Genomic DNA, 25,506 nt, shown 5'->3' with positions numbered 1-25,506 from the left:
ATGTTCATAGTGAAGCTCCTCCATGATAAAAGGTGGTCCCACTATGACAGCTCAGTGCAGGGAAAAACAGATGCGGTTATTTTGACGGATACCGTTCTCCAGTCCTTGCGGTTCATGGCACCGTAAACAACAAAGGCTATCCGCAGACGATCCTGGTCGAGATTTCCCATATGCAGAATGCCATGACTGCCCAGCAGGTGGGCTACCTTTTCCAGTATATCCGGCCTGAATCCTGTCGCTTCCGCTTGGGATGCCAGCTTTTCACGAGAGATTTTCACAGAACTTCCCCCCAGGTCCGTTCGATTAAGGCGACAGGTACTATCAGATTCCAATCTGCGACGAGTTTCCCGGATTTCCTGCTTGAACTATCAAGGTAATGTGGCTGCCGCGGGCGATGATCATGAAGCGGCTTGAGATGGTATTCTTCCACCATCAAGGATTCACGGTGTTGTTCGAGAAAGAAGCCAACCTTTGCCGTTGTCGTCGCATTGCCGAGCAGGAGCGTATATTCCACTACCTTGTCGAGATCGAAGAATTCCACTGACTCCAGAGAACGCCATATTTCCTCCCAACTTCCCGAGAGATCCGGTCGGTCCAGAACATCCACCAGTGTCCGCTCAAGGCTGGTTAGCCGGACGTCCAAACCGGCACGATCAACAGTGATGACAGCACAATCTTCTCTTCCTGCGCGACTGAGTGCCCGGGGAAACTTGACACCGCGAAAAAATCGGGAACGAAAAGTCACAGGCCTAACAGGGCGGGCCGCCGAATACGTAAGGTGTTCCTGTACAGAATAAGCGCGTCCATGAATTTCCATGGCCGTATGGTATGCCAGCACGGCGTCCTTGGTCAGCTTTGCGGCTACCAGAAAAGGATCGACCGGGTACAGATCCGGATCGGCTCCTGGTGGGATGACTGCATACAGCCCACGACGTATGAGAACGACGTGTCCTGTTTTCCGGTGATAATTCAGCAGGGATTCTCTGGTTCTGTGGCCTGATTTCTCTGTGGCCGACAGGTGCCTTTCCAACTCTTCGCCAGTGAACACCGGATGTTTTCGGAAAAACTCTTCGTGTTTCATGGTAAAACCAATTTGATATATATTCACTTAACCCATAGTCATTTTATGGGTTATTTGTTTTTTTATCAAACAAAACTTTTTTAAGGAAACCACGAGTAACCCACAGGTTTTTATGTGTTGCTCATCAAATTTTCGAGTCGAGCCGGTTCATGCGTATCTCTTTGTTTTTCGCTGACCATAATGTCGTTTCCGGACATTCAACCTTGTTATACGGTCGAGTCTTCCAAAGTGTCCAGATACTCTCGAAAAATATCGGCCGACAGGTTTTTCAGGTCGCGGCGGGCGGCGATCATGTCCTGGTGTCTGTTCTCCCGCCGGGCCTGTTCGGCCTGCTGCAGGGCTTTATAGATCGTGGTTGCGGGGGTGACCGGCAGGGAGTCGTCCGCCACCAGGGGGAGGATCCCCTGGAGGAAGGCGTGGATCGGCGCCAGGGAAGGGCCGTACTCCTTGATGACTTCGGCCAGCGGTTGGTGGCTGATTGCTTCCGGTGAAATTGCCTCGGGGTTCAGGAGCAGCGCCCTGGCGTAGCAGGGACCGGAGCGTTCCGTCCGTCCCTGGCGATAGAGCGCCTCGCCGAGGTAGAGATGGGGCAGGCCGCTGTCCGGGCGGGATTGGATCAGGGATCGCAGGGCCGTCACGGCGGCGGCGAGATCGCCGAGTTGCAGGTGGAGATAGCCGCTGCAGAGATCCGGAGGGTCGTAGAATGTCGGCCGGTCGGCAAGGGCGGTCAGCAGGCGCTGGATCAGGGAGCGCCGCAGCTGTTGCGAATAGTCGGCGGCATCGAAGGGGAATCGGCGTATGGCGGCCCAGAGGAAAGGAGGGGCGGTTTCGGGGGGAAGGGCCTCGAATTCGGCGAGGGTTTTTTCCCAGTACAGCAGCTCCTTCATGCTTTGGGCGGCCTCGGGATGGTTGGGGAAGCCGCACAGGACGAGGTTGAAACGATGTCGGGCATCGTTGAAGTCAAGCCTTGCCAGGCTGTTGCGGCCGACGCCGATTTCAATGTGATCCCAGTTGAATAGATCGAGTTGCATGGTTGGTGGCTGCCTTTTTTTATGGATTTAAGCGATTAAGCGATTAAGTGATTAAGCGTTTAAACGTTTGAGCGGTCAAGCGGTTATTTTTTCAAATAACTCTGTAACAGGGCTTCAAATTCGACGAGTTCAGGGTCCGGTTTCGGAGCCTTGTATTTTGCGCCTTTGAATCTGCTTCCTTTCAGGTGTTCCATGAACTTGTAGATCATGATGGAGAGTTTCCGGTGCTGATCGAGCAGATTGTCGGCTTCCGTCTTGTCGATATATTTCTGATCGAGGGCGATATACAGCTGGCAGCGGACCTCGCCGCAGCTTCCCTTGGCAATCGCCAGATACTGAATGAATTCCTGGTTGCCGCCACGTTCATACCCTTCGGCTATGTTGGACATCACTGAGACAGAGGCCCTCTGGATCTGGTTGCACAGGCTGTAGTCCTTTGCAAAATTGCCATTGCGGGTCAACTGGTATATTTGTCCGGTGAGGTGGCGGGCGAGCTGCCAGATTTCCAGGTCTTCAAAATTTGTCATAGTCATCACTTCAGGGAGAGGTTCAATCGTTCAATCGTTCAATCGTTTAATCGTTTAATCGTTTGATCGCGCCATCCTAACACCGGGAGCGGAGCGGGACAACCGGCAAAAGCGCTCCTGGCCGGACATTGGCGGCGGATCGATGGCTCGGCGCGAATCCGGTCGACAAAAATCCGGCCAGTACATACAATGTGCGTATCAATGGAGGCCTGATGCAGACATTTGCAGAAATTTCCGCGGCCCGGCGGGTCCTTGAACTGCCGGAGACGGCGACGATGCGGCAGATCAAGGCGCAGTACCGGCGGCTGCTGGCGAAGTGGCATCCGGACCTCTGCGGCGGCGCCGATCAGCAGGAGTGCGCCGCTCGTACCAGGGCGATCATCGCCGCCTATAAGGTCATCAGCCGCTACTGCAGCGAATACGAGTACTCCTTTGCCGAGGAGGTGGCGCAACGGCATCTGACCCCCGAGGAATGGTGGCTCAGGCGGTTCGGCAACGCCCCGATGTGGCAGGACGAGAAGGGGGAGGAGGAGTGATGAGGGCGATGGAGTGGATCTTGATTGCGAGGCCCGAGGTCGTGCGTGGATAGCGGCATGAAACTGCATACGGACAGACTTTCCCGGACCGCCCGGTGGTCCATCCTCGCGATCTTTGTCGTTCTCTGGTACGCCCTGATCCAGGGGGTCAGCCGCTTCGTTTTTGACGTCGCGCTCGAGCCGGCGGCCCTGGCCAGGGACCTGGCGGCACACTTGATCTTTGCCGGCCTCTGTTACAGCCTGTCGGGGCGGCTGCGTTTCACCCTGCCGACCGTCGCCGCGTTCGTCGCCGCCATCAACCTCTGCAATGCCGCCAAGATCCAGTTCTACGGGACCCCGGCGATGCCGGATGATTTCCTCGCCCTGCCCAATCTCTTCATGCTCCTTTCCGGCCGGCAGCTGGCCGGGGCCATCGCCATCGTTGCCGTGCCCTTTGCCCTGCTGCTGCTGGCGATCAACTGGCGGCGGAGTCGGACCTGGCTGCTGCTCGGGTTGTACGTCGTGGCTGTCTGGGGGACCCTGCACCAGGCCGGACCGGCGGTGGCGATGATGGACAAGGTGTTCGGCAACAGCGTCTGGAACCAGCGCGGCAATCTGGAAAGCCGCGGTGTCTTCATCCACCTTGTCCAGGAATCGTTGCGGCATCGGGTCAGGAACGGCAGTCTGCCGTCGGCGGCGGAGGTCGAGGCGGCTCTGGCGGTGCTGCGGCCGACCGCGGCCGGGGACAGCGCGGTGCCGGCGGCGTCACCTTCGCGCAATGTCCACATGATCGTCCTCGAGTCGTTCTGGGACGCCGCCCTGCTCACCGGTTCCGGCCTGTCGATGGACCCGCTCGATCCGCGGTTCCGGGAACTGTGGCGGCAGGCCGGCAATTCCCATGTCCTGTCGCCGATCTTCGGCGGCTATACCGCCAATGCCGAGTTCGAATCCCTGTGCGGCTTTCCGGTGACCGACAACCATGTCTTCTTCGAGTCCGGCCTGCGCAATCAGGCCCCTTGCCTGCCCCGGATCCTGGAGGAGGCCGGTTACCGCAGCATCGCCTCGCACCCCAATGTCGCCGGGTTCTGGAACCGGGTCAACGCCTACCGGCGGATCGGCTTTCACACCTACTGGTCCGACCGCGACTTCGTCCTCGACGACCTCAACGGCGATTTTCTGAGCGATGCTTCGCTTTACCGTCAGACCATGGCCAAGATCGGCAGCCGCACCGACCGCGACCGGCCGGTGTTCAATTTTCTGCTGACCTATTTCGGCCATGTCGACTACCCCCTCAACGCTGCCCGGCCGAAGACCATCACCACCACCGACGGCAATGCCCTGCTCAACAATTACGTCAACCTGCTGTACTACAAGTCGCGCGAGCTGATGGATTTCCTTCAGACCCTGCGCCGCGACGACCCTGACGGCCTGATCGTCCTGTTCGGCGACCACCTGCCCTTTCTCGGTCCCGGGTTCTACGGCTACCTGCGCTCACAGCTGCTGACCGACAACCGGGCGACAATGACAGACAAGATGGTCTACACCCTGACCGCCACCCCGCTGGTGGTCATCGACGGCCGCCGCGGACCGTTTCCCCTCGGCGACCTGCCGATGTACCGGTTGCCGGCGCTGATCCTCCATCTCCTCGGCCTGCCCACCCCGGACAACATCAGGCTGTCGACCCCGCCCGAGGGGCTCGTCGTCCGGCCGTTGCCCGGCATGTACTGGGCGGGCGGCGATGGCCGGCAGATCGTCTGTCGCCAGGAGCGGCAGCAGCCGGAGCAGTGCGCGGGCACCGATCGCTGGCTGCAGGCCCTGGTCACCGTTGGTCGCGATCTGTTCAGCGGGTCGCAGTTTGTCCTGACCGCGGATCGGCGCAAGTCTTCCTTCGTCGTAGACGATTGATGGGTGGGTGGAATGCCGTCGGCCTGACCGTTTCCTGATTGCCGCGATGACCTGCGGGTCTCTCCGCCGCAATCCCGTTTCTGGAATTTTCTGCAAGTATCTCTTGCTGTTCGAAATTGAGGGATATATCGTTTGGTGTGGGTTGCGGTTGCCTGCAACAGTTGTCGGGCGGAAACGGTGAGGATCTTCGATTCCGGCCAGACTTCGGGAGAGAGAACCTTCGGGAGATGAACGCACATGGAAAACAATACCAAGTTCAATGTCTGGTACGTTCTGGCGGCAATCTGGGGCGTGCTTCTGCTCCAGAGCCTGATCTTCGACCAGTTCCGCGCCAAAGTTATTCCCTACAGCGAATTCATCCAGGCGCTGACGCAGGGCAAGGTCATCGAGATCGCCATCGGCCAGGACCGGATCAGCGGCAAGATGAGGAACGAGACCGGCGACGGCGAGGTCGTCTTCTCCACCGTCCGGGTCGACTCCGACCTGACCCAGAAGCTGGCCGATCATAACGTCAAGTTCTCCGGTCAGGTCGAAAACACCTTCGTCAAGACCCTGTTGTCGTGGTTCGTGCCGATTCTGCTTTTCTTCGGCATCTGGTACATCCTGATGCGGAAGCTGCAGGGCGGCCAGGCGGGGATCATGAATTTCGGCAAGAACAAGGCCAAGATCGTCGGCGAAAAGGATATCGACACCCGGTTTGTCGATGTCGCCGGCGCCGATGAGGCCAAGGAGGAACTGCAGGAGATCGTCGATTATCTTGCCCAGCCGGAGCGCTATCTCGAGGTCGGCGGCCAGATGCCCAAGGGCGTGCTGCTGGTCGGCCCGCCGGGTACCGGCAAGACCCTGATCGCCCGGGCCGTCGCCGGCGAGGCCGGGGTGCCGTTCTTTTCGATGAGCGGGTCGGAGTTTGTCGAGCTCTTCGTCGGCATGGGCGCCGCCCGGGTGCGGGATCTGTTCGATCAGGCGAGGGATAAGGCCCCCTGCATCATCTTCATCGACGAGCTCGATGCCCTTGGCAAGGCGCGGGGGGCGGGCGGCTACGGCGGCCATGACGAGCGCGAGCAGACCCTGAACCAGTTGCTGGTGGAGATGGACGGATTCGATACCCAGAAGGGGATCGTCATCATGGCGGCGACCAACCGCCCCGAGGTCCTCGATCCGGCCCTGCTCCGCTCCGGCCGCTTCGACCGTCAGGTGCTGATCGACCGGCCCGACGTCAACGGCCGTGAAGAGATCCTGAAGATCCATATCAGGAAGGTCAAGCTCGAGGACGACGTCGATATCCGGACCATCGCCCAGAAGACCGCCGGTTTTACCGGCGCCGATCTGGCCAACGCCGTCAACGAGGCGGCCCTGCTTGCCGTCCGCAAGGGGCGCAAGAAGGTCGCGACCGCCGATCTTGACGAGGCAGTGGACCGGATCGTCGGCGGGCTGGAGAAGAAGAACCGGGTCATCAACCCCCAGGAGAAGAAGATCGTCGCCTACCACGAGGTCGGCCATGCCCTGGTCGCCACCCTGACCCCGGGTTCCGAGCCGGTGCACAAGATCTCGATCATCCCCCGCGGCCTCGCCGCCCTCGGTTATACCCAGCAGCGGCCGACCGAGGACCGCTACCTGATGAGCGCCGACGAACTGCTGTCCAAGATCGACGTGTTGCTCGGTGGCCGGGTGGCGGAGCAGATCTTTTTCGACAGTGTCACGACCGGGGCCGGCAACGACCTGATGCGGGCCACCGATATCGCCCGGGCGATGATCGTCGAGTACGGGATGGGCAAGACCCTTGGCCTGTCGACCTATCCGCGGCAGCGGGGTCCGGTTTTCCTCCCCACCGAGCACGGTTATGGCGGTGGAAGAGACTTCAGCGACGAAACCGCCTCCCGGATTGATGCCGAGGCCAGAGATATCCTCGATCAGCGGCACCAGCACGTCATGGAGATGCTGACGGAGCGCCGGGACACGCTTGCGGCGATCGCCGAACTGCTGCTGGAGAAAGAGGTACTGCTGGAGGAGGAGTTCATCCGGATGGTGAAGGAAGATTGAGCCGGATGGAGGGACGATCGGCTACGGTCAGCGGCGGCCGCAACCGATCGTCTGCTATTTACGGCCCGGATCGGTCTCGAGCGGCCGCATCTTGCCGATCAGTCGGGACGACAGCCACGGCATGCCGCTGATCAGCGACACCAGTACCGAGGCGGCGTAGGGGACGGACTGGACGCTCATCATCAGGGCCCAGACCCGGATATCGAGCATCCCCCCGTCGGCGCGCTGCTGGACGGCATAGGCCGCCAGGACCAGGGCGATCAGGAACAGCAGCTCTTCACGGGAGTCGAGCAGGGCCTGGAGCAGGGCGTTGGCCTTGGCCCGTTTCGGGGTGCGGAAGAAGCCGATGCCGCGGGTGATGAAGCCGGTGACCATCGCCCGGGCGATGACGTGCGACAGGGCCAGCCCGGCCAGGCCGGCGGCCAGGCTCTGGCGCATGTTGGCCGCCACCCGGCGGCGGTAGAGGAAGAACATCTTCAGGCTTTTGAAGACGAACAGCGTCAGCGGCAGGACCGCGAAGATGATGTGCGGCGGGGCGACGTAGAGCGGGAACAGCACCATGCCGACGGTCCAGGCCAGTGCGGCGAAATTGAACAGCAGGTTGATGCCGTCGGCGAACCACGGCAGCCAGCCGGCGATGAAGTGGTAGCGTTGCCCCAGGGTCAGGTTGGTCGATTCGAGACCGATCAGTTTCATCAGGTGGTGGCGGACGATGATCACCGCCCCGTAGGCCCAGCGGAAACGCTGCTTCTTGAAGTCGATGAAGGTGTCCGGCATCAGGCCCTGGCCGTAGCTGTGCGGCAGGTAGGTGGCGGAATAGCCCTTTTCGAAGATCCGCAGGCCCAACTCGGCATCCTCGGTGATGCACCACTCGGCCCAGCCGCCGATCTCGTCCATGACCGAGCGGCGGACCATGGTCATTGTCCCGTGCTGGATGATGGCATTGCGCTCGTTGCGGGTGATCATCCCGATATTGAAGAAGCCGCGGTACTCGGCGTAGCACATGGCCTTGAAGGCGTTCTCGGTGTCGTCGCGGTAGTCCTGCGGTGACTGGACGACCGCCATCTTGGGATCGCGGAACTGCGGCACCAGGTCACGGAGCCAGTTGTGGTCGACGATGTAGTCGCTGTCGATGACGGCGATGATCTCGGCATCGGGAGCCGTTTCCCGCAGGGCGTAGTTGAGCGCCCCAGCCTTGAAGCCGGCCAGCGGGTCGACATGGAAGAAACGGAAGCTCGGCCCCAGTTCCCGGCAGTACGCCTCCACCGGCTGCCACACCGCCGGGTCCTTGGTGTTGTTGTCGATGACCAGCACCTCGAAGTTGGGATAATCGAGGGCGGCCAGGGCGTCGAGGGTCTGCTTGAGCATGTCCGGCGGCTCGTTGTAGGCCGGGACGTGGACCGAGACCTTGGGGTGGAATGTTATGGCCTGATCCGTATCGGCGTGCGGCAGGCGGCGCCAGTCCCGGGTCCACAGGGCCTCCGCCCATTCGTGGGCCTCGGCGATGATGACGACGATGGCCCCGAGGGCGGCGAAGAAGAGGACGATGCCGACGATCAGGCCGCTGGTCGACATGTACTGCTGCGAGAAATCGTAGACGATCCACACCGCGAAGGTGGCGATCGAGAAGGCGATGACGGCGAGAAAGCCGCGGCCCGAGGTCTTCATCGTGCCACTGTCGCGGAACAGCAGGAACAGCAGGACCACCGAGATGGCGATGCTGATCGCCGCCAGGTCGCGCCACTGCGGCACCGCCACGAGCGGTTCGCGGAACGAGAACTTCGGCAGGCGTTTGGCGTTGTAGACCCCCCAGTGGGCCCCGGCCTCACCTTCTGCCGACTTCTTCCACACCTGGTCGAAGGCCTCCATGACGTAGTAGGTGTAGCCGTTCTTCTCGGCGGTGGCGAGGAAGCGGCGCAGGAACTTGGCCTGATTGGCCTGGCTGGCCACGGCCTGTTCACGGGTGCGGCCGTTGCTCGGCCAGCCGACCTCGGTGATGACGATCGGTTTGTCCGGATATTCCCTTCGCAGTTCGTTGTAACGGAGGACGCAGTAGTTGACGGCCTCTTCGACCGGTATGCCCTCCCAGTACGGCAGCAGGTGGACGGCAATGAAGTCGACGTGCTCCACCAGCTCCGGGTGCTTGAGCCAGATGTGCCAGGGTTCGGCGCAGCTGACCGGGGCCCACACCGACTTGCGCACCCGCTCGAGGTGCTCGATCATCTGCGGTACGGTCTGCTCGGTGCGGAGCAGGGTCTCGTTGCCGACGATCACCCGGACGATGTTGCGGTGATTCTCCCGGTACACCTTGATCAGTTTGTCGATCTCCTCCTCGTTGTCCTTGTCGATATTCGAAATCCAGGCCCCGAGCACCACGTTGAGTCCCTTGTCCGCGGCCAGGCGGGGGATGGCCGCCAGTGTCCCCTTGACGCTGTAAGAGCGGACGGCATGGGAGTCGCCGGCCAGCAGGGCGAGATCCTCCTCGATCTCGGCCTCGCTCGGGAAGATGTTGGTTTCGGCCGATTGACCGGCGCGGTAGGGCGAGAAGGAAAAACCCTGGACCATGTCCGGCCAGGGCGGTTCGATATCGGGCGAGTTGACCAGCATCCACAGCAGGGCGGCGAGCCCACCCATGATGATGGTGATGAAAATTCCGGAACGGTTCATGCGGGTCTATCCTTGCGGCAGGAGCCGGTGCGGCGGGAGAAATTCCCCGTCGGCCGCAGGCCCCTCATTGGGATGAATTCGTGTGGAATGGAACAGTTATGTATCAACACATGGTTACATGGCGGTGTCTGTCCCGTCAAGTGAATTCACCGCCGGGGCCAGAAGGGGATGTGGGCCGAACAACCGGTTGGTCCCTGAAGTCCGGCCGTCTATATAGCACAGCGGCGCAGCGAAGGAAAGGGGGGGGAAGCGTTTAAACGATTAAACGATTAAACGATTAAACGTTTAATCGCTTGATCGCTTGAACGCTTAAACGCTTAAACGCCCAGATGGCTGAGCAGGAAATCGATATCGTCCGCGGTGTGGCCGGCGTTGACCTGGAAGCGGATGGTCTCGTCGCCCTGCGGGACCACCGGATACGTAAGCCCGACCGCCAGCACCCCGTGTTCGAACAGCCGCTCGACGAGCCGCCGGGTCGCGGTCGTGTCCCGCACCAGCAGCGGCACGATCGGGTGGGGCCCGGGGATCGATTCCAGGCCGAGGGCGGCGAGGCCGGCCCGCAGTTGCCCGGTCCGCCGCTGGAGGTTGGCGAGCAGGGCCAGACCTTCACCGCTGTCGCAGATGTCGATGGCGCCGGCGGCGGCGGCGCAGTCGGCGGCGCCGAGCGGATTGGTGTAGATATAGGTGTCGGCCTTCTGCCGTACCGCCTCGACGATCGTGGCGCTGGCGGCGATGAAGCCGCCGTTGACGCCGAAGGCCTTGCCGAAGGTGCCGACGACGATATCCGCCATGGCGCCGCAGAACTCGACCGTGCCGCGGCCGGTCGCCCCGTAGGCGCCGATCCCGTGCGAGTCGTCGACGACCGTGATCACCCCGTCGCGGAATCTGTCGTGGTAGTCGCGGCACAGCTCGACGATCCGGTCGATCGGGGCGTGGTCGCCGCGCATGCTGAAGATCCCGTCGAAGATCACCACCACCCGCTCCATCACCGGGTCGACCTCGTCGAGGCAACGGCGCAGGTCGTCCATATCGTTGTGGCGGTAGATCCCCTTGTTGGCGCCGGGAACACCGGCGATGCGCATCGCCCTGATGATGCTGTTATGGTTGAGCTGGTCGCCGATCCAGTGGGTCCGGGAGGTGGCCAGGGTCAGAGCCAGGCCGCAGTTGGCGGTGTAGGCGGAATTGAAGATTCGCGCCGCCGGGCAGCCGACAAAGCCGGCGATCCGCTGCTCGAGAGCGCTGTGGGGTGTAGAGGTGCCGTCGATGAACCGCACCGCCCCCGGCCCGACCCCGTAGCGGCGACCGGCCTGGTCGGCGGCCTCCAGCAGGGTCGGGTGAAAGGAGAGAGAGAGGTAGGAGTTGGAGTTCATCCGCAGGAAGGGCCGGTCGTAGCCCTCGAGGGTATAGCGCCGGCCGTGGGTTGCGTCGGGGGGGAGGCAGCCGGTGATAACCCGTTCCGGCGCCTTGCCCCGACCCTCGTCTTTCAGGTGCTGCAGTTCCACGGTCAATGCCGCGTCCAGCCTTTCCAGTGCCATTGTGTCCCCCTATTCCCAGTTGAGGATGACCTTGCCCGAGGATCCGGAGCGCATAACCTCGAAGCCCCGCTCGAATTCGGTGAAGTGGAAGCGGTGGGTGATCAGCGGGCTGATGTCGAGGCCGGTCTGGATCATCGCCGTCATCTTGTACCAGGTTTCGAACATCTCGCGGCCGTAGATGCCCTTGATGGTCAGGCCGTTGAAGACCACGGTGTTCCAGTCGATCGCCGTCTCGCCGGGCATGATGCCGAGCATTGCGATCTTGCCGCCGTGGCACATGTTGGGGAGGATGGCCTGCAGCGCCGCCGGGCTGCCCGACATCTCCATCGCCACATCGAAGCCCTCGCGCATCCCGAGCCGCTGCTGGACCTCGGCCAGATCCTCCTTCGCCGCGTCGACGGTGAGGGTCGCGCCGAGTTTTCTGGCCAGGTCGAGGCGGTAGGGGTTGACGTCGGTGACCACGACGTGGCGGGCCCCGGCCAGGCGGGCGATGGCCGCCGCCATGCAGCCGATCGGGCCGGCGCCGGTGATCAGCACGTCCTCGCCGAGGACGTCGAAGGACAGGGCGGTGTGGACGGCGTTGCCCAAGGGGTCGAAGCAGGTGAGGATGTCGGTCGGGATTGCCCGGTCGCAGTACCAGACATTGGTCACCGGGATGGTGAGGTATTCGGCGAAGGCCCCGGCCCGGTTGACCCCGACGCCGCTGGTCCTGTTGCAGAGATGGCGGCGACCGGCGAGACAGTTGCGGCAGTGGCCGCAGACCAGATGGCCCTCGCCCGAGACCAGGTCGCCGGGGCGGAAGTCATGAACATTATCGCCGACCGCGGCGACGACCCCGACGAATTCGTGGCCGATGGTCAGCGGCACCTGGATCGTCTTCCGGGCCCAGGGGTCCCAGTTGTAGATGTGGACGTCGGTACCGCAGATGGCGGTCTTGACGATTTTGATCAGCACTTCGTTGCCGTCCGGCTCCGGGATCGGAATCTCCATCAGCCTGAGGCCCACGCCCGCTTCGGTCTTGACCAGCGCCTGCATCTTCTTCATCATCGGCTCCTTGCGACTGTCCCGTCGTTCGGTGATCTCGTCCCCCGTCCCCGCCCCCTGTTGATGGAGTACACCAGAAAAACGGCCGAGGCAAGGCTGGGGCCGGGTTTTTGTCCTGTCGACCGCCGTTGCCGGGAGAGGCGAGATTGACTTTCACGCAAACTGGATATTCACTGTTGCCGGAATCGGTGGATGGATATAGATTTGCCGTCGTCGACAGGATCTCCTGTCGGCAAAAGAATCCGGGCGTTGGTGGCTTCGGATTGACGAACTCGCCGGAGTGATGGAGAGAATGGAGGCGATGAACAAGAGGATGAAGACGATTCGGGCCGGGCTGATCGCCGTCCTGATGGGATCCTGGCTGGTGCCGACCTTGGCCGGGGCGGGAGAGGTGTCGTTCGCCGACGCCTGGAACCAGGTGCAGGCGCGGCATGACGGTCTGGCGGCCGACCGGGTCGGGATCGCCAAGGCCGAGTACCACCGGCAGGAGGCCCGCCGGCTCTACTACCCGCAGGTCGATCTGCGGGCCCAGTACACCCGGCTCGATCAGCCGGTGGAACTGGGGCCGGACGAGCTGCTTGCCAGCATGCCGGCGGGGACCGCCCTCGGCGGGCTGGTGGCCGGGCTCGGCCGGACCTACGGTCTGACCCCGACCCAGGTCGAAACCGGCTTGACCTCGCGGATCGCCGACCGCGACCTGCGGACCGGCTTCATTACCGGGCTGTGGCCGGTGTATGCCGGCGGCCGGATCGATGCCGTCCAGGAGATCGCCGCCGCCCGGCACGAGGAGGCGCAGCGGCAGTTCGACCTGCATCGCAGCCGCCGGTTCGAGCAGCTGAGCCAGGTCTACTACGGGGTGGTGCTGGCGCAGCAGGTGCTGCAGACCCGCACCGGGGCGCGGGAGGGGTTGGGCCGCCATCGCGACCATGCCGTCCTCCTCGAGCAGCGGGGCCAGATCGCCCGGGTCGAACGCCTCCAGGCCGAGGCGGCGCTGGACAAGGCCCGGGTTGACGAGACCAGGGCCCGCCATGACCTGGAGATCGCCGGCGTCGCCCTGACCCGGATGCTGAAGAGCGGGGAGGGCGTGCTGCCGGTATCGCCGCTGTTCATCAACCCCGAGCTGCCGCCGCTGTCGCTGCTGCTCGAGCGGACACTGGCCAAGTACCCGGGACTGGCGGTCTATGACGCCAGGACACGGCAGGCCGAGGGGCTGGTGCGGGTCGAACGGGGGAAATACCATCCCGAGATCGCCCTGTTCGGGACCTACAGCCTCTACGAGGACGAGTATCTGGCCAACGAATTGTCGCCGGAGTGGCTGGCGGGGATCGGCATCACGCTGCCGCTGGTCGACCGCTCCGGCCGCTCCGGCAGCCTTGCCGCCGCCCGCGCATCGGTCAGGCAGGTCGGCCTGGTGCGGGAGCAGGCGCGGCAGGATCTGGCGGTTGCGGTCGAGCAGACCTACCGCCAGGCCCGTCAGGCCCTGGCCGAATACGACGGCCTCGGTTCCAGCCTGGAACTGGCCGCCGAAAACCTCCGCCTGCGGGAAAAGGCCTTCGACCAGGGTCTGTCGCCCTCGCTCGATGTCGTCGACAGCCGGTTGTTCCTCGCCGGTATCGAAAGCCAGCGCTCCGCCGCCGCCTATGCCTACGTCGTCGCCCTCGCCCGTCTGTTGGCGCTGAGCGGGATGGAGGACGAATTCGGCGGCTATCAGCGCGATCATCTCCTCGAGGTGCACTGATGCGTTACCTGAAGATTATCCCGCTACTTCTGCTGATTGTCGCCGGCACTGCCTGGCTGCTGTTTTCCTTCGTCAAGGCCTACCGGCCGACGGCCGAACCGCTGCAGGGCCAGATCGAGGCCCAGCAGTATGCCGTTGCCTCCAAGGTGGCGGGGCGGATCGACCGGGTCCTGGTGCGTAAGGGCGACACGGTCAAACGCGGCCAGTTGGTCTTCACCCTGGCCAGCCCGGAGATCGAGGCCCGGCTGGCCCAGGCCCGGGCCGGCCAGGATGCCGCCGAAGCCCTGGCCGCAGAGGCCGAGCGGGGGGCCCGGCGCCAGCAGGTTGCGGCGGCCCGCGACCAGTGGCAGCAGGCCCAGGCGGCGGCGGAGCTGACGGCCAAGACCTTCGCCCGACTCGATGCCCTCTACCGCGACGGGGTCCTGGCCGAGCAGAAGCGCGACGAGGCCTACGCCCAGATGCAGGCCGCCCGCCATGCCGCCGCCGCTGCCCGGCAGATGTTCCTGATGGCCGAGGAGGGCAGCCGCGAGGAGGAGAAGGCCGCAGCCGCCGGCAAGGCCAGGATGGCCGCCGGGGCGGTGGCCGAGGTCGAGGCCGTGGCTGCCGACACCACCATTGTCAGCCGCTTCGACGGCGAGGTGAGCCAGGTCATGCTGCAGAGCGGCGAACTGGCGCCCCAGGGGTTTCCGGTGGTGACGGTGATCGACATGGCCGATGTCTGGGCGGTGTTCCAGGTGCGGGAGGACGAGCTGCGGCGGTTCGGCCGCGGCAGTGAGTTTGCCGCCAGGATCCCCGCCCTTGGTGAGGGGACCTATCGTTTCCGGGTCAGTCATGTGGCGGCATTGGGCGACTTCGCGATCTGGCGCTCGACCCAGTCGGGGCAGGACTTCGACATGCGCAGCTTCGAGGTCGAGGCCCGGCCGGTCGCGACCATTGCCGGGCTGCGGGTCGGCATGAGCGTGCTGGTCGACCGCTGATGGCCCCGGTGTTGTCGCAGCTGGGCCGGGAATGGCGGTTGCAGGCGGCCGACCGCTGGCTGCTGGCTCTGTTCGGCTGGCTGCCGCCGCTGATGTTCGCGCTCATCTGGGCCATCTTCGGCGCCGGCCTGGCCAGGGACCTGGCAGTGGGGATCGTCGATCTCGACGGCAGCACTCTGTCGCGTCACCTGGTCCGCCATTATGACGCCAGCCCGACCCTGGCGGTGACGCACCGGTTCGGCGCGGTCGCCGCCGGGGCACAGGCCCTCCGCAGCGGCTCCATCCATGCCCTGGTGGTCGTTCCCGCCGCGCTGGAGGAGGACAGCCGGCACCGCCGCTCGCCCCAGGTCACGGTCTTCGTCAACAGCCAGTACCTGCTGATCGGCCGCCTCGTCACCTCGGCCCTGCAACAGGCCCACGCCACTGCCGCCGGCGGCGTCGACGCCGTCCAGGTCCTGAGCCTGGGATCGCCGTCGGTCGACCCGGCAGCGGTCGTGACCCCCCTGGCCGGCCAGCTCAATCCGCTGTTCAACAGCGGCATGAACTACGCCCGCTTTCTAGTGGTCGCCATCATCCCGGCACTCTGGCAGATCCTGATCGTCGCCGCCACGGTAATGGCGCTTGCCGCCGAGTTGAGAAAGGGGGAGCTTCCGATTTGGCTGGCCCCGGCCCCGCTCCTGGCGCTGGCCGCCAGGATCGTGCCCGGCACGGCCTGCTTCTGGGGCCACGGGCTGCTCTATCTCGGCGGGGTGCACGGGATCCTGAGCTGGCCGATGCACGGCAGCTGGCTGGTTCTCGCGGCGGCGCAACTGCTGACGGTCGTCGCCTGCCAGGTCGCCGGGATCCTGCTGATGCTGCTGGCCCTCGACGCCACCCGGGCGCTGAGCCTGGTGGCGGCCTATACCGCCCCCGGCCTGGCCTTCATGGGGATCACCTTCCCGGCCAGCGACATGACCCCGCTGGCCCGGGGCTGGCGCAGCCTGCTGCCGATCAGCCATTATATCGAAATCCAGGTCGGCCAGGCCAACTACGGCCTGGCACCGGCGGCGATGCTGCCGCAGTTCGGCTGCCTGCTGCTCTTTTTCATCCTCGTCGTGCCGATCGCCTTCCGGGTGCGGATGCTGCGGAGCCGCGGAGCTGCCGTGGAGTCCAGGTCATGAGCTGGTATCGGCTGTTGGCCGGAGAGTGCCGGGCTATTCTCACCAACCCGGCGATTGTGCTGATTGTCTTTATCGGGGTGCTCTTCTACTCCGTTCTTTATCCGCTGCCCTACCTCCGCGAGATTCCGAGCGAACAGCCGGTGGTGGCGGTCAATCTCGACGGCTCCCAGCTCAGCCGGCGACTGGAACGGTTCATCGATGCCACCCCCCAGGTCCGTCTCGCCGCCCGGGCCGCTTCGCTCGACGAGGCCCGGCGGCTGCTGCTGGCGCGGCACCTGGCCGGCATCCTGGTCATTCCGGAGCACTTCGGTCGCGATCTCCTCCTCGGTCGCCAGCCGGTGCTGGCCCTGGCCGGTGACGCCACCTATTTTCTCGTTTCCAGCACGGTCCTGGAGGGGATGAACGCCGCCGCCCGGACGATGGCGGCCGAGGCCCGGGCCGGACAGCTGCTGCGGGCCGGGGTGCCGCCGGCCGGGATAGGGGAGCAGCTGACGGCGGTGCGGTTGAATGTCCGGCCGGTCTTCAACGCCGGGATGGGCTATGTGCAGTACGTGATTCCGGCGGTCTTCGTCCTCATCCTCCATCAGACCCTGGTGATGGCGGCGGGGATCCTGACCGCCGGCCAGATCGGGGACAGGAACGGCGAGGCGGCGGGGTACTGGCGGCGGTGTCCGCCCTGGCGGCTGCTGCTGGGGCGGTGCCTGGTCTTCGGCCTGATCTATACCGGCCTGGCCCTTTACTACTTCGGACCGGCCCTGGCGATGTACGGCATCGCTCGGCTGGCCGCACTCGAGGCGTTGTGGGCCCTGATCGTCCCCCTGCTGCTGGCGGCGACCGCGGTCGGTATCGTTCTCGGCCGTCTGCTGGCGCAGCCGGAGCGGGTGACCCTGGTGGTGCTGCTGTCGTCGATGCCGCTGGTTTTCGCCTCCGGCTTCATCTGGCCGGAGACGGCGATTCCCGACGCTCTCAATCAAGCCGTGCAGATCGTGCCGGCGATTCCGGCGATCAAGGCCTTCATCCTCCTCAATCAGATGGCGGCCGATCCGGCTGCGATCCTGCCCCTTCGAGGCCAGCTCTGGCTGCAGGCCCTGGCCTATGGCCTGCTCGCCTGGTGGCTGCTCGGCCGGGGGCAGGGACTGCCGTCCCCCGGTCGGCAGCAGCCGACCTGAATTTTTTCCCGTTCAGTTCTTGAGGATTTCAGCCAGCGCGGTCACCAGTTCGGCGCACGCCTCGTCACTGCCGATGGTGATGCGGAGGAACTGGTCGATCCGCGGCAGACGGAAATGGCGGACGATGATTCCCCGCTGCCGCAGGCTCATGCTCAGTGCCGCCGCATCGTGGGCCGGATGGCGGGCGAAGACGAAATTGGCCTGCGACGGCAGCACCTTGAAGCCCAGGGCCTGCAGGCCGCTGGTCAATTCCTCCCTGGTGCGGATGACCTTGTGTCTCGTCTCCTCGAAATAGGCCCGATCGTTCATCGCCGCCACGGCCCCGGCGATGGCCAGCCGGTCGAGGGGGTAGGAGTTGAAACTGTCCTTGACCCGCTCGAGGCCCTCGATCAGTTCTCGCTGCCCCATTGCGAACCCGACCCGGAGCCCGGCCAGGGAGCGTGATTTCGACAGGGTGTGAATGACCAGCAGGTTGGGGTAGGCGGCGATCAGGCCGAAGGCGCTCGCCCCGCCGAAATCGATATACGCCTCGTCGACGGCGACGACTGAATGAGGATTGGCCGCCAGGATCCGTTCGATTGCCGCCAGCGGCAGGCCGAGGCCGGTCGGGGCGTTGGGGTTGGCGATGATGATACCGCCGTTTTCCCGTTGGTAATCGTCGGGATTGATGGTGAAATCGTCCCGCAGCGGTACCAGTTCATGATGTACCTGGTAGAGGCCGCAGTAGACCGGGTAGAAACTGTAGGTGATGTCCGGGAAGAGCAGCGGCTTGTCGTGCTTGAGCAGACCGAGGAAGGTGTGGGCGAGGATCTCGTCGGAGCCGTTGCCGACAAAGACCTGGTCGGGTGACAGCCCGTGATATCGGGCTATCGCCTCTTTGAGAACGGTGGCTTCAGGGTCGGGATAGAGGCGCAGACTGTCGTCGGCGGCGGCCCGGATCGCTGCGACGGCCCGAGGCGACGGGCCATAGGGGTTCTCGTTGGTATTGAGCTTGACCAGGCGATCGGCCTTGGGTTGCTCGCCGGGCACATAGGGCTTGAGATCGCGGAGGATCGGATTCCAGAAACGGCTCATGGTACGCTGTCCTTTTTTTGTCTGTGCGGGTTGATCGATCAGCTGCTATTTGTCCGATATCGCCTCGAATGTCAATCGTATTCGGATGTCGGCGAGGGGGGTGGCAGGCGGTATCGGGCAAACGTGAAAAAGGGCTTGCGCGGGAAATAACGGCGCGCTAGGGTTATGTGTGAATGCCTGTTACTACCAATGCTTTGACGGGCCTCAGGGCGAATGGATTGCCTCAAATCTACCACCAGTAAAGGGAGTCGGACATGAAAAAAGTGGCGATAATCGGTTGCGGATCATACATGGATGCAGGATACGGTTGCCCCGGCGAATGGCGCTGCCTGAAGGCGGCGGCCGAGGGTGACGGCAAGTTCGGTGAACCGAAAGCGGTGGTATCCTTCGTCAAGTGCGAGTGTCCCGGGCGGACGCTGGTGCCGAACACCGGCATGGCAATCAAGCTTTCGGAGATCAAACCGGACGAGATCTATCTCAGTTCCTGCATGGTCAACGCCAAACCGGGCTGCCCTTACACCACCCCGGAAGAGAAGGCGCAGATGATCGAAGAAAAGACCGGCGTCACGGTCATCCTCGGCACCCACAGTTATCATTGATTGTGACGGAACTTCCCGGGTTGTCGTGTCGGATCCGGGAAGTTCCCCATCTTGTGTGTCCCGTCTCACATTCCGCCTCCGTTCCAGGGCAGGGGGCACGATCTACTCTCGATGCAGGGTATTCTTCATCCAGCGGATGACGGCGGAAAGGTAATTCTTGCCGGTCTTTTCGACCTCTTTTTCAAACCACCCAAGTTCCGAAAAAAGCGAAAGGTTCCAGAGCGATCCGCCGAGCCCTTCGTGGAGTAGGATCAGCTCCGCGTGCTGGATGGTGTGGATGGTGTCCGAGTGGTCGCTGCGGGTAAAGATCGTGACATTGCCGTCCTGTGAGGCGGTGATGGCGATCGAGCCCGGCTGGTCGAAGGCGAATTGGGCGGCGGACTGGTGCCGGGTGCCGCTCAGGCTCGAATAGGGGATCGTCCGGTTGGCCGAGCCGTCGAACGGTTCGATGATCTGGAGGGTGGATGAAGAGGCCTTGATGTTCTGAGCCCGGATCTTGGCGCCGAAGCAGTACACATAGCGGTCGAAGTTCATGACCAGGGCGCCGTCGACGGCAGTCAGCCGGGCGATGCGGCTGATCTGCTGCTGCACCTGCTGCCAGGCCATGACCCAGTCCTTCTGGTGCGGCAGGTTCAAATCCTCGATGAGACTGATGACCTGATCGAGGTTGGAACTGTCTGAAGGCGGTTTTACCTGGCCCAAATCCATATCGAGAAAGTTGGCGCCGCCGGTATATTTGATCGGCAGCTTGATCGACTGTGTCCAGTTCGTGTTGTCGGGGACGACGAGGATGATGCCGCCCTTGCCGTGGGCCCGCGTCTGCTGGACGATCTTCAGGATCGCATTGTAGCGCAGGAGATTGAGGAGCTTGATGTCATTGGTATGGGCCTGGGCCGCTATCTTGGGCATCAAGGTCTGAAATATGCCGCGGGGATCGATGAAAACGGCCTGGTTGCCGGTCAGGGCGGCGATGCTCCTGCCGCTGTACATTATGAGAACCCGTCCGGGACCGAGGATCTGTATCCAGAAATCCGGTTTGATCGGTTCATGAGAACTCGGGATGAAGCCCCATATTTTCATCGTCCCGTTCTGATCCGGCCAGATGCCGATATCGGCCCTCGGGTTCTCCAGGGCTGGCCCCAGTTTCACCAGAGTTTTCGATGAAAAATCGAGGGGATTGTCGAAGTGGAAGGTGTCCGAGGTATGCTCTGATTGTTTGAGCATGATCGAGGCCACGACCGGGGCTCCTTCCTCGGTGGCGTAGCTGGCCCAGTAGGCGACGTCGATGATGAGCGCCAGATGTTCGAGGGAGGGGATATTCCCTTTGAGAAAAACGGTGCTGAATTCCGACCCGGTCGTCGAGGTTTCCTGCGGCCGGGTTATCCTTTCCCACAGTCGATTGATGAACTGCTGATCGAGCTGGAACGCTGATGAGTGCATGCAACACAAATCCCTGGTTGGAGCAGGCGGAAGACAGCCGTCAACCCAATCTCATCGCCTTGCTCGATGATAATCCTTTATTATACACGAGGGAGTGAGTGCATGCATTCCCAATATCGTGAAAATAAGAGAGTTATTGAGGGAATGCCAGAGAATCGCCAAGGCTTTGGGCCAGGTCGGATTGCGGGAGTTGATTGACGAAAGCCGATATGGATATCCAACGGGGGGAGAAAATGACAGTACCGATGGCCGACGCAAAAAAACAGACATATAGCGTAACTTTATTTTTTCCTTGCAAATATTGGTCAAATTGGAAGAGCATAACATGTGAATGCATCTTTGCTGCAGGCGATCGCCAGACGGCAGGATGGATTGAGCTCCATTGCTTATTCATTTTATCGGGAGGTGGTAAATGCGGGACCGAATGGGAGTTAAAACCGGATTTGTTCGTGTTGCGGTCATGTCCGCCCTCTGGATGGCGATTCTCTTCCAGCCGGGAGCAAATTGGGCGGAGGCGGCAGACAGGTGGATCGCAGGGGAAAAATCATATGATGTTAAGGAAATATTGGACCAATTGGCGGTGACCGTTGGACAGGAGCCATTGGGTGAGGATCCCGGGAAGATATATCCAGCGGAGGCGTACGGCAACGTGCCATGGGAAGGGGCGGACGACGATGAGTTGTCGCCGGTCGGAAAGGAGCAAGCAGGTTCTGTTGCCATTGCGATGATGGATGATTCGGGAAGAGCGGGTGTCGTCTCATCCATACAGGAGAAACCGCCAAGTCCACCGCCTGAGCAGTCAATCCCGGCAATTGATGGGCACACTCTCCTGGCGATGAACGCATCGCCGGATGATACAACCCCCGGTAAAGGAAATACCGCTCCCGCGCCCAAAACCACCAAGGAAAACTCGGTAAGCACCCCGGTTCTCGTCGGAGCCGGTGTTGCCATTGCCGTCGGGGTTGCCGCTGCCGCCGGCGGGAGTTCCGGTTCTGATTCCGACAGCCCAACGGCGCCGACTTCAGCTCCAACTTCCGGCAATACGGATGTTATCCACCTTGCCGATCTGGTGCGAATCGGCGATGATAGTGATTATAACAGCAACCATCCCGATAAGTTCAAACAGAGCAGGCCGAGTGGGCTGAGTTGGACGGACACCTTTACAATCAATAACGTCAACAGTGTCAGGTCGGCAATGTTCAACTATACCGTCGCTGCCTCGAAGGTGGCGAATCCGATCTATATCAATGGCAAACTGGCGGGAAAACTGTGCAATCCCGGTAATACCGCCTGGAATGTGGAAGCATGTTCGCTGAACATCACGGGGTATATTCATTCCGGTCTCAATGAAATCATGGTCAAGTGTGCCATTGACGAAAGCGACTCGTCCACTCCGTATGATGATGTGGAGATCTATGACCTGCGTATCGAATTGATTCATTGAGGAGAACGCAGGCAGGCTGAGGCGTGTTGATCGGTGCATACTCGGCAGAGGGAGGAAGAGAGCGTCTTCCCGGCTTCTGCCGGCGCACGCTGAACCGGGATTCCCGGTGGCGTCTTGCCGCTGTGCTATCGGGTTACAGAGAGGAAAACCTTTTCGTAAAGTTTTCTATAGCCCTCATGACTGCTTGGATCGAGCCACCTCTCGTAGGCGGCTCGATATCTGGGGCTCGGTCTCTGCTTTATCAGGACATGGTTGATATCATCGATCACTTTCCTCCCCCACTCGGTTTTCGAACAGGCGACATAACTGAGCCATGATTCGCGGTTTCCCTGGTTCTCTTCAATATCGATGGTCATAATCTGATCACGGATTCCCAGCCGTTCCGCCTGGTACATGGCCTCTTCCAGCAGGCCTATCAATCCGTCGAGTCGATTGAGTTTCAGCATTTCGAAAAAATGGAGGGACAGTTCCTGTCCCTCAAAGGCGAAAATGTTCTGTTGTGTTCCATAGCGGTTGAGGACCTCGTCAACAAATCTCCCGTACGAACGGTTTTCCCCCCGGCCGATGATCAACTGTTTGGATTTCAATATATCTTGAAGTTTCAACTTCTTGGCATTGCCGAAAGAGGGCCATTTGGATTTATCGATGATCAGCACCGACGGATAGGTGAAAAAACTGGGAATGGAAAAGTGCATGAACTTCTCGCGCTCAGGGGTCTTGTACAGGCCGACATTGCAGACCTTGTTGCCTTGCTCAAACTCGTAGTAGTGCCGGGTGATACTGGCGATAGTGCGGCTATGGGAGTATTGCGGCAGGTTCTCGGTGATAATGTCGGTGACCAGGTCCTCGTAGCCCTGACCTTTGTACTGCCCCTCGTGAATGAAAAAAGGCGGGGCGGGTGCCTCCAGCCAACGGATCGAGTCCTTGGCACTGGAAGGTTGGGATGAACATAATATAGCGATAGCAATGACAAAAAATGTGTTGAGGTGCCTGGAAGATAACGACATGATAACTCCCCTGGACGGCTCTCCGGTCATTTGACCATGCTAAGGGATATGGGGACTTGGTACGGTTGCATGCAGTCCGTTGAATACGATTTTAGCGAGTTGTTCTATCGTAAAAGGCTTACTGATAAACCCTCCGGCTCCCAGTCGCTGGGTTGCCTTGACTTCCGTATCCCGAGAAAAACCGCTCGAAATGATGGCCTTCTGTCCGGGGTGAATGGCAATGATCTTTTCGTATGTTTCCCGCCCATTCATCCCCGCCCCCATGATCATGTCGAGGATTATCAGGTCGAAGGGCGTCTCCAGCACGCGAGACACCGCCTCTTCCCCCGACGCCACGGCTGAAACCCTGTAGCCCAGGTTCGTAAGGATCTCGACGGCTATATTCCGTTGCTGCTGCTCGTCATCGACCACGAGAATGGTTTGCCCCGACCCTCGATACGAGGAGAGGTCTACTGATTGTTTCTGCAGTGTTTGTTGTCCGTGGCTTCTTGGAAAGTGGAGCTCAAAGGTCGTGCCGTTTTTATCGTTGACGACGGTGACGGCTCCGTCATGGTCCTTCATGGTGTTCCAGACAACGGCAAGTCCCAATCCGGTCCCGCTGCGGCCCATAGTTTTCTTGGTGTAAAAAGGCTCGAAAATATGTTTGAGATCCTTGGCCTGGATACCAGGGCCATTGTCTTTGACGGTTATGACCGCATATTCACCTGCGGCCATTGGCGCATCATCATTTGGTTCAACGGTGATGAAACGGTTGGAAGCGGCGATTGTGATCGTTCCTTTGCCTTTGATGGCTTCGGACGCATTGGTGACGAGATTCATCAGGCATTTTTTGACGTGTATCGGCGAACATGAGATTGGGTGGATATCGGTAGAAAATTTCGTCTTAACGGAAATGTGTGGATTGAAGGCAGTGAGTTGCAGGAATTCAGGTGAATCAAGATATTCACGAATCAGGGATCGTGGGTCGATAACCACCTTGACGGCCGCTACGCCCCGGGCGACTGTGAGGAGGTCCGAAACTACTTCGGCCGCCTGCATACCTGATTTGCGAATGGCTTGGAGCGGACGGCGGAGCGGGCTGTTACCGGGAAGGTCGAGCAGCATCAACTCAGGGTAGTTGATCACGCCCGATAAAATGTTGTTGAGATCGTGGGCGACACCTCCCGCCATCAATCCTATCGCCTTCATTTTCTGCGCACGTCGCAATTGTTCTTCCAAGGCATGACGATCACTGATATCGATAGCGATGAACCGGGTGCCGATTGTGATCTGACCTTGGAGAATTGGAGAAGATCGGAGAAGTACTGGGAACTCCGTCCCTTCTCCGCACACAAAGTGGAACTCTTTCAGTCCAGAGTCATCGCCACGAAGCGACGCTTCGAAATACCTGGCGGCTTGCTGTTGTAATCCGGGAATGACAAAACCGATCCAGTTCACCGGTTGCCCCTGACGTTCTGAAAGACCGAGCCGATGCACGGCTATCTGGTTGGCGTAGATAATTTTCCCGGAATAGTCGGCCTCCCATACCATTTCCGGGAGGAGATTGACCAGATCATGAAATCGCCGTTCGCTTTCCTGTAGATTCCTGGTACGCTCGGAAATCTGTTGCTCAAGGTATTTTCTGTTTGAATACAAATAGATGAAAAAAACGATAGTTATCATGATCAGAAGAAGAAAGATCATGATATTTGTCAGTGGGTAGATGGCTTTTACATATTTTTCGCCCTCGATGATGCCGATTTTCTGGTTATTGAAAATGATGTCAGCGGAAATTTTCTTCGTCCAGATGAGTTTCAGGTTGAGGAGTATCTGCTCAAACCGGTGTAGGGGAGGACTGGTGAGATGAGTGAAGGGTTCGCCGCCCAGATGAGTAACGGAAAGATATTTATAAGAATTAACTTCAATCGCAAGTTGCAGGTAAGGATTTGCCCCGGCGGGGTTTACCGCCCAGACGTCATCGGCGATAATGGTAGAATGAACTTTGAACTGATCGATATCGTATGAATAGATATTTTTTATATAGACTGTTGCAATACCAACGGAAACAATCGTGAAGATCACGAAACAAAGAAGGAGTTGAGATGTGAAACGTGTCAAGAACATTGTTCTGATTCAATTACGGGTTTGTCTTGTATGGTCAATTGAATTGAGCCCTATGCTGGCTTTGGTCAAAATGTGAACTGTCTTAGATGGTCCGTTGGAATATTGAGCATGCATATTTATCTGGCATTGTTGCAGAACGCCTGGTGGTTAGCAATAGAGAAACTGATGGGAGCACGATAGTAGACTCATTGGTTACAGAGACATAAAGAGAAATAACTTGAAAATCTCATTGAAACTCAAGCTCAGGAATATAGATAGGAGAAAATTCGATTATCGATACGAAAGGATTTTCTGAGAAGAAATGAAAATACGAACAAGGTGGCGATGATCGGGAACAAGAGAATGAAGTCCTTAGGTGGAGAGGCGGATTAGGGGAGAAGCGGGAGGCGGGAGTGGTTAGAGAAAAAGGGAAAGGGCCCTGACAGGATGGATGTCAGGGCCCTTTGGGGC

At 60.7% G+C, this 25,506-nt stretch carries 20 protein-coding genes; 9 read left to right on the top strand and 11 right to left on the bottom strand.

All coding sequences use genetic code 11. The features are described 5' to 3' along the window. Nucleotides 1-41 precede the first annotated feature (41 nt). The 4 genes from HNQ81_RS16520 to HNQ81_RS16505 form a co-directional block, all read right to left on the bottom strand. Nucleotides 42-278, bottom strand: coding sequence for a hypothetical protein (locus HNQ81_RS16520; RefSeq protein ID WP_183352427.1), 237 nt, complete (start codon nt 276-278; stop codon nt 42-44). Next, nucleotides 275-1,081, bottom strand: a complete 807-nt coding sequence (locus HNQ81_RS16515) for a type IV toxin-antitoxin system AbiEi family antitoxin domain-containing protein (RefSeq protein WP_183352426.1) — start codon at nt 1,079-1,081, stop codon at nt 275-277. The genes HNQ81_RS16520 and HNQ81_RS16515 overlap by 4 nt, the downstream gene beginning before the upstream one ends. 206 nt (nt 1,082-1,287) lie before the next feature. Continuing rightward, nucleotides 1,288-2,112 (bottom strand): tetratricopeptide repeat protein, encoded by an 825-nt coding sequence (locus tag HNQ81_RS16510; RefSeq protein WP_183352425.1) that lies wholly within the window; start codon nt 2,110-2,112, stop codon nt 1,288-1,290. 83 nt (nt 2,113-2,195) lie between these two features. Next, the gene (locus tag HNQ81_RS16505; RefSeq protein ID WP_183352424.1) at nt 2,196-2,639 is read right to left on the bottom strand and encodes a four helix bundle protein; all 444 of its coding nucleotides are present in this window, start codon (nt 2,637-2,639) and stop codon (nt 2,196-2,198) included. A 212-nt stretch (nt 2,640-2,851) separates the two neighbouring features. Between HNQ81_RS16505 and HNQ81_RS16500 the strand changes: the two genes are divergently transcribed. From HNQ81_RS16500 to ftsH, 3 genes are all read left to right on the top strand, one after another. After that, entirely contained in the window at nt 2,852-3,175 is a 324-nt protein-coding gene (locus HNQ81_RS16500) for a J domain-containing protein (RefSeq protein WP_183352423.1), read from the top strand. Nucleotides 3,176-3,232: 57 nt separating this feature from the next. Beyond that, nucleotides 3,233-5,059 (top strand): LTA synthase family protein, encoded by a 1,827-nt coding sequence (locus HNQ81_RS16495; protein WP_183352422.1) that lies wholly within the window; start codon nt 3,233-3,235, stop codon nt 5,057-5,059. Nucleotides 5,060-5,296: 237 nt separating this feature from the next. Next, nucleotides 5,297-7,099 carry an ATP-dependent zinc metalloprotease FtsH gene (ftsH, locus tag HNQ81_RS16490; protein ID WP_183352421.1) on the top strand — a complete coding sequence of 601 codons (1,803 nt, stop codon included), beginning with the start codon at nt 5,297-5,299 and terminating at the stop codon, nt 7,097-7,099. Between the two features lie 54 nt (nt 7,100-7,153). Here ftsH and HNQ81_RS16485 read toward each other — a convergent pair whose 3' ends face one another. The 3 genes from HNQ81_RS16485 to tdh form a co-directional block, all read right to left on the bottom strand. Then, entirely contained in the window at nt 7,154-9,766 is a 2,613-nt protein-coding gene (locus HNQ81_RS16485; RefSeq protein ID WP_183352419.1) for a glycosyltransferase, read from the bottom strand. Between the two features lie 317 nt (nt 9,767-10,083). Continuing rightward, on the bottom strand, nt 10,084-11,301 hold the full coding sequence (locus tag HNQ81_RS16480; RefSeq protein WP_183352417.1) for an aminotransferase class I/II-fold pyridoxal phosphate-dependent enzyme: 1,218 nt from the start codon (nt 11,299-11,301) through the stop codon (nt 10,084-10,086). Nucleotides 11,302-11,310: 9 nt separating this feature from the next. Continuing rightward, on the bottom strand, nt 11,311-12,345 hold the full coding sequence (gene tdh / locus HNQ81_RS16475) for an L-threonine 3-dehydrogenase (RefSeq protein WP_240191822.1): 1,035 nt from the start codon (nt 12,343-12,345) through the stop codon (nt 11,311-11,313). A gap of 301 nt (nt 12,346-12,646) precedes the next feature. Between tdh and HNQ81_RS16470 the strand changes: the two genes are divergently transcribed. Genes HNQ81_RS16470 through HNQ81_RS16455 form a run of 4 tightly spaced genes read left to right on the top strand, consistent with a single transcriptional unit; the run spans nt 12,647 to nt 17,389 of the window. Beyond that, a complete protein-coding gene (locus HNQ81_RS16470; protein ID WP_183352416.1) occupies nt 12,647-14,083 on the top strand; it encodes a TolC family protein in 1,437 nt (478 codons plus the stop codon). Continuing rightward, entirely contained in the window at nt 14,083-15,060 is a 978-nt protein-coding gene (locus tag HNQ81_RS16465) for an HlyD family secretion protein (RefSeq protein ID WP_183352414.1), read from the top strand. The genes HNQ81_RS16470 and HNQ81_RS16465 overlap by 1 nt, the downstream gene beginning before the upstream one ends. Then, a complete protein-coding gene (locus HNQ81_RS16460; protein WP_183352412.1) occupies nt 15,060-16,220 on the top strand; it encodes an ABC transporter permease in 1,161 nt (386 codons plus the stop codon). The genes HNQ81_RS16465 and HNQ81_RS16460 overlap by 1 nt, the downstream gene beginning before the upstream one ends. Beyond that, a complete protein-coding gene (locus HNQ81_RS16455) occupies nt 16,217-17,389 on the top strand; it encodes an ABC transporter permease (protein ID WP_183352410.1) in 1,173 nt (390 codons plus the stop codon). The genes HNQ81_RS16460 and HNQ81_RS16455 overlap by 4 nt, the downstream gene beginning before the upstream one ends. A 12-nt stretch (nt 17,390-17,401) precedes the next feature. Here the strand turns inward: HNQ81_RS16455 and hisC are convergent, their stop codons facing one another. Further along, nucleotides 17,402-18,463: a histidinol-phosphate transaminase gene (gene hisC, locus HNQ81_RS16450; RefSeq protein WP_183352408.1), complete on the bottom strand. Its 1,062-nt coding sequence runs from the start codon at nt 18,461-18,463 to the stop codon at nt 17,402-17,404. A gap of 254 nt (nt 18,464-18,717) precedes the next feature. On the opposite strand from hisC, the gene HNQ81_RS16445 reads away from it, so the two are divergent. Further along, on the top strand, nt 18,718-19,062 hold the full coding sequence (locus HNQ81_RS16445; protein WP_183352406.1) for a CGGC domain-containing protein: 345 nt from the start codon (nt 18,718-18,720) through the stop codon (nt 19,060-19,062). Nucleotides 19,063-19,164: 102 nt separating this feature from the next. On the opposite strand, the gene HNQ81_RS16440 is transcribed toward HNQ81_RS16445, so the two are convergent. After that, on the bottom strand, nt 19,165-20,502 hold the full coding sequence (locus HNQ81_RS16440) for a putative sensor domain DACNV-containing protein (protein WP_183352404.1): 1,338 nt from the start codon (nt 20,500-20,502) through the stop codon (nt 19,165-19,167). Nucleotides 20,503-20,926: 424 nt separating this feature from the next. Between HNQ81_RS16440 and HNQ81_RS16435 the strand changes: the two genes are divergently transcribed. Beyond that, nucleotides 20,927-21,946, top strand: coding sequence for a hypothetical protein (locus HNQ81_RS16435; RefSeq protein WP_183352402.1), 1,020 nt, complete (start codon nt 20,927-20,929; stop codon nt 21,944-21,946). A gap of 125 nt (nt 21,947-22,071) precedes the next feature. Here HNQ81_RS16435 and HNQ81_RS16430 read toward each other — a convergent pair whose 3' ends face one another. Together HNQ81_RS16430 and HNQ81_RS16425 are read right to left on the bottom strand one after the other, a co-directional pair. Then, nucleotides 22,072-22,953 (bottom strand): TIGR02285 family protein, encoded by an 882-nt coding sequence (locus tag HNQ81_RS16430; protein WP_183352401.1) that lies wholly within the window; start codon nt 22,951-22,953, stop codon nt 22,072-22,074. A 39-nt stretch (nt 22,954-22,992) separates the two neighbouring features. Continuing rightward, nucleotides 22,993-25,056, bottom strand: a complete 2,064-nt coding sequence (locus HNQ81_RS16425) for a hybrid sensor histidine kinase/response regulator (RefSeq protein ID WP_221270895.1) — start codon at nt 25,054-25,056, stop codon at nt 22,993-22,995. Nucleotides 25,057-25,506 lie beyond the last annotated feature (450 nt).

It is taken from the genome of Desulfoprunum benzoelyticum, from assembly GCF_014201505.1.
Taxonomy (GTDB): Bacteria; Desulfobacterota; Desulfobulbia; order Desulfobulbales; family Desulfocapsaceae; genus Desulfoprunum; species Desulfoprunum benzoelyticum.
This window is presented reverse-complemented; position numbering and strand designations above follow the sequence as displayed.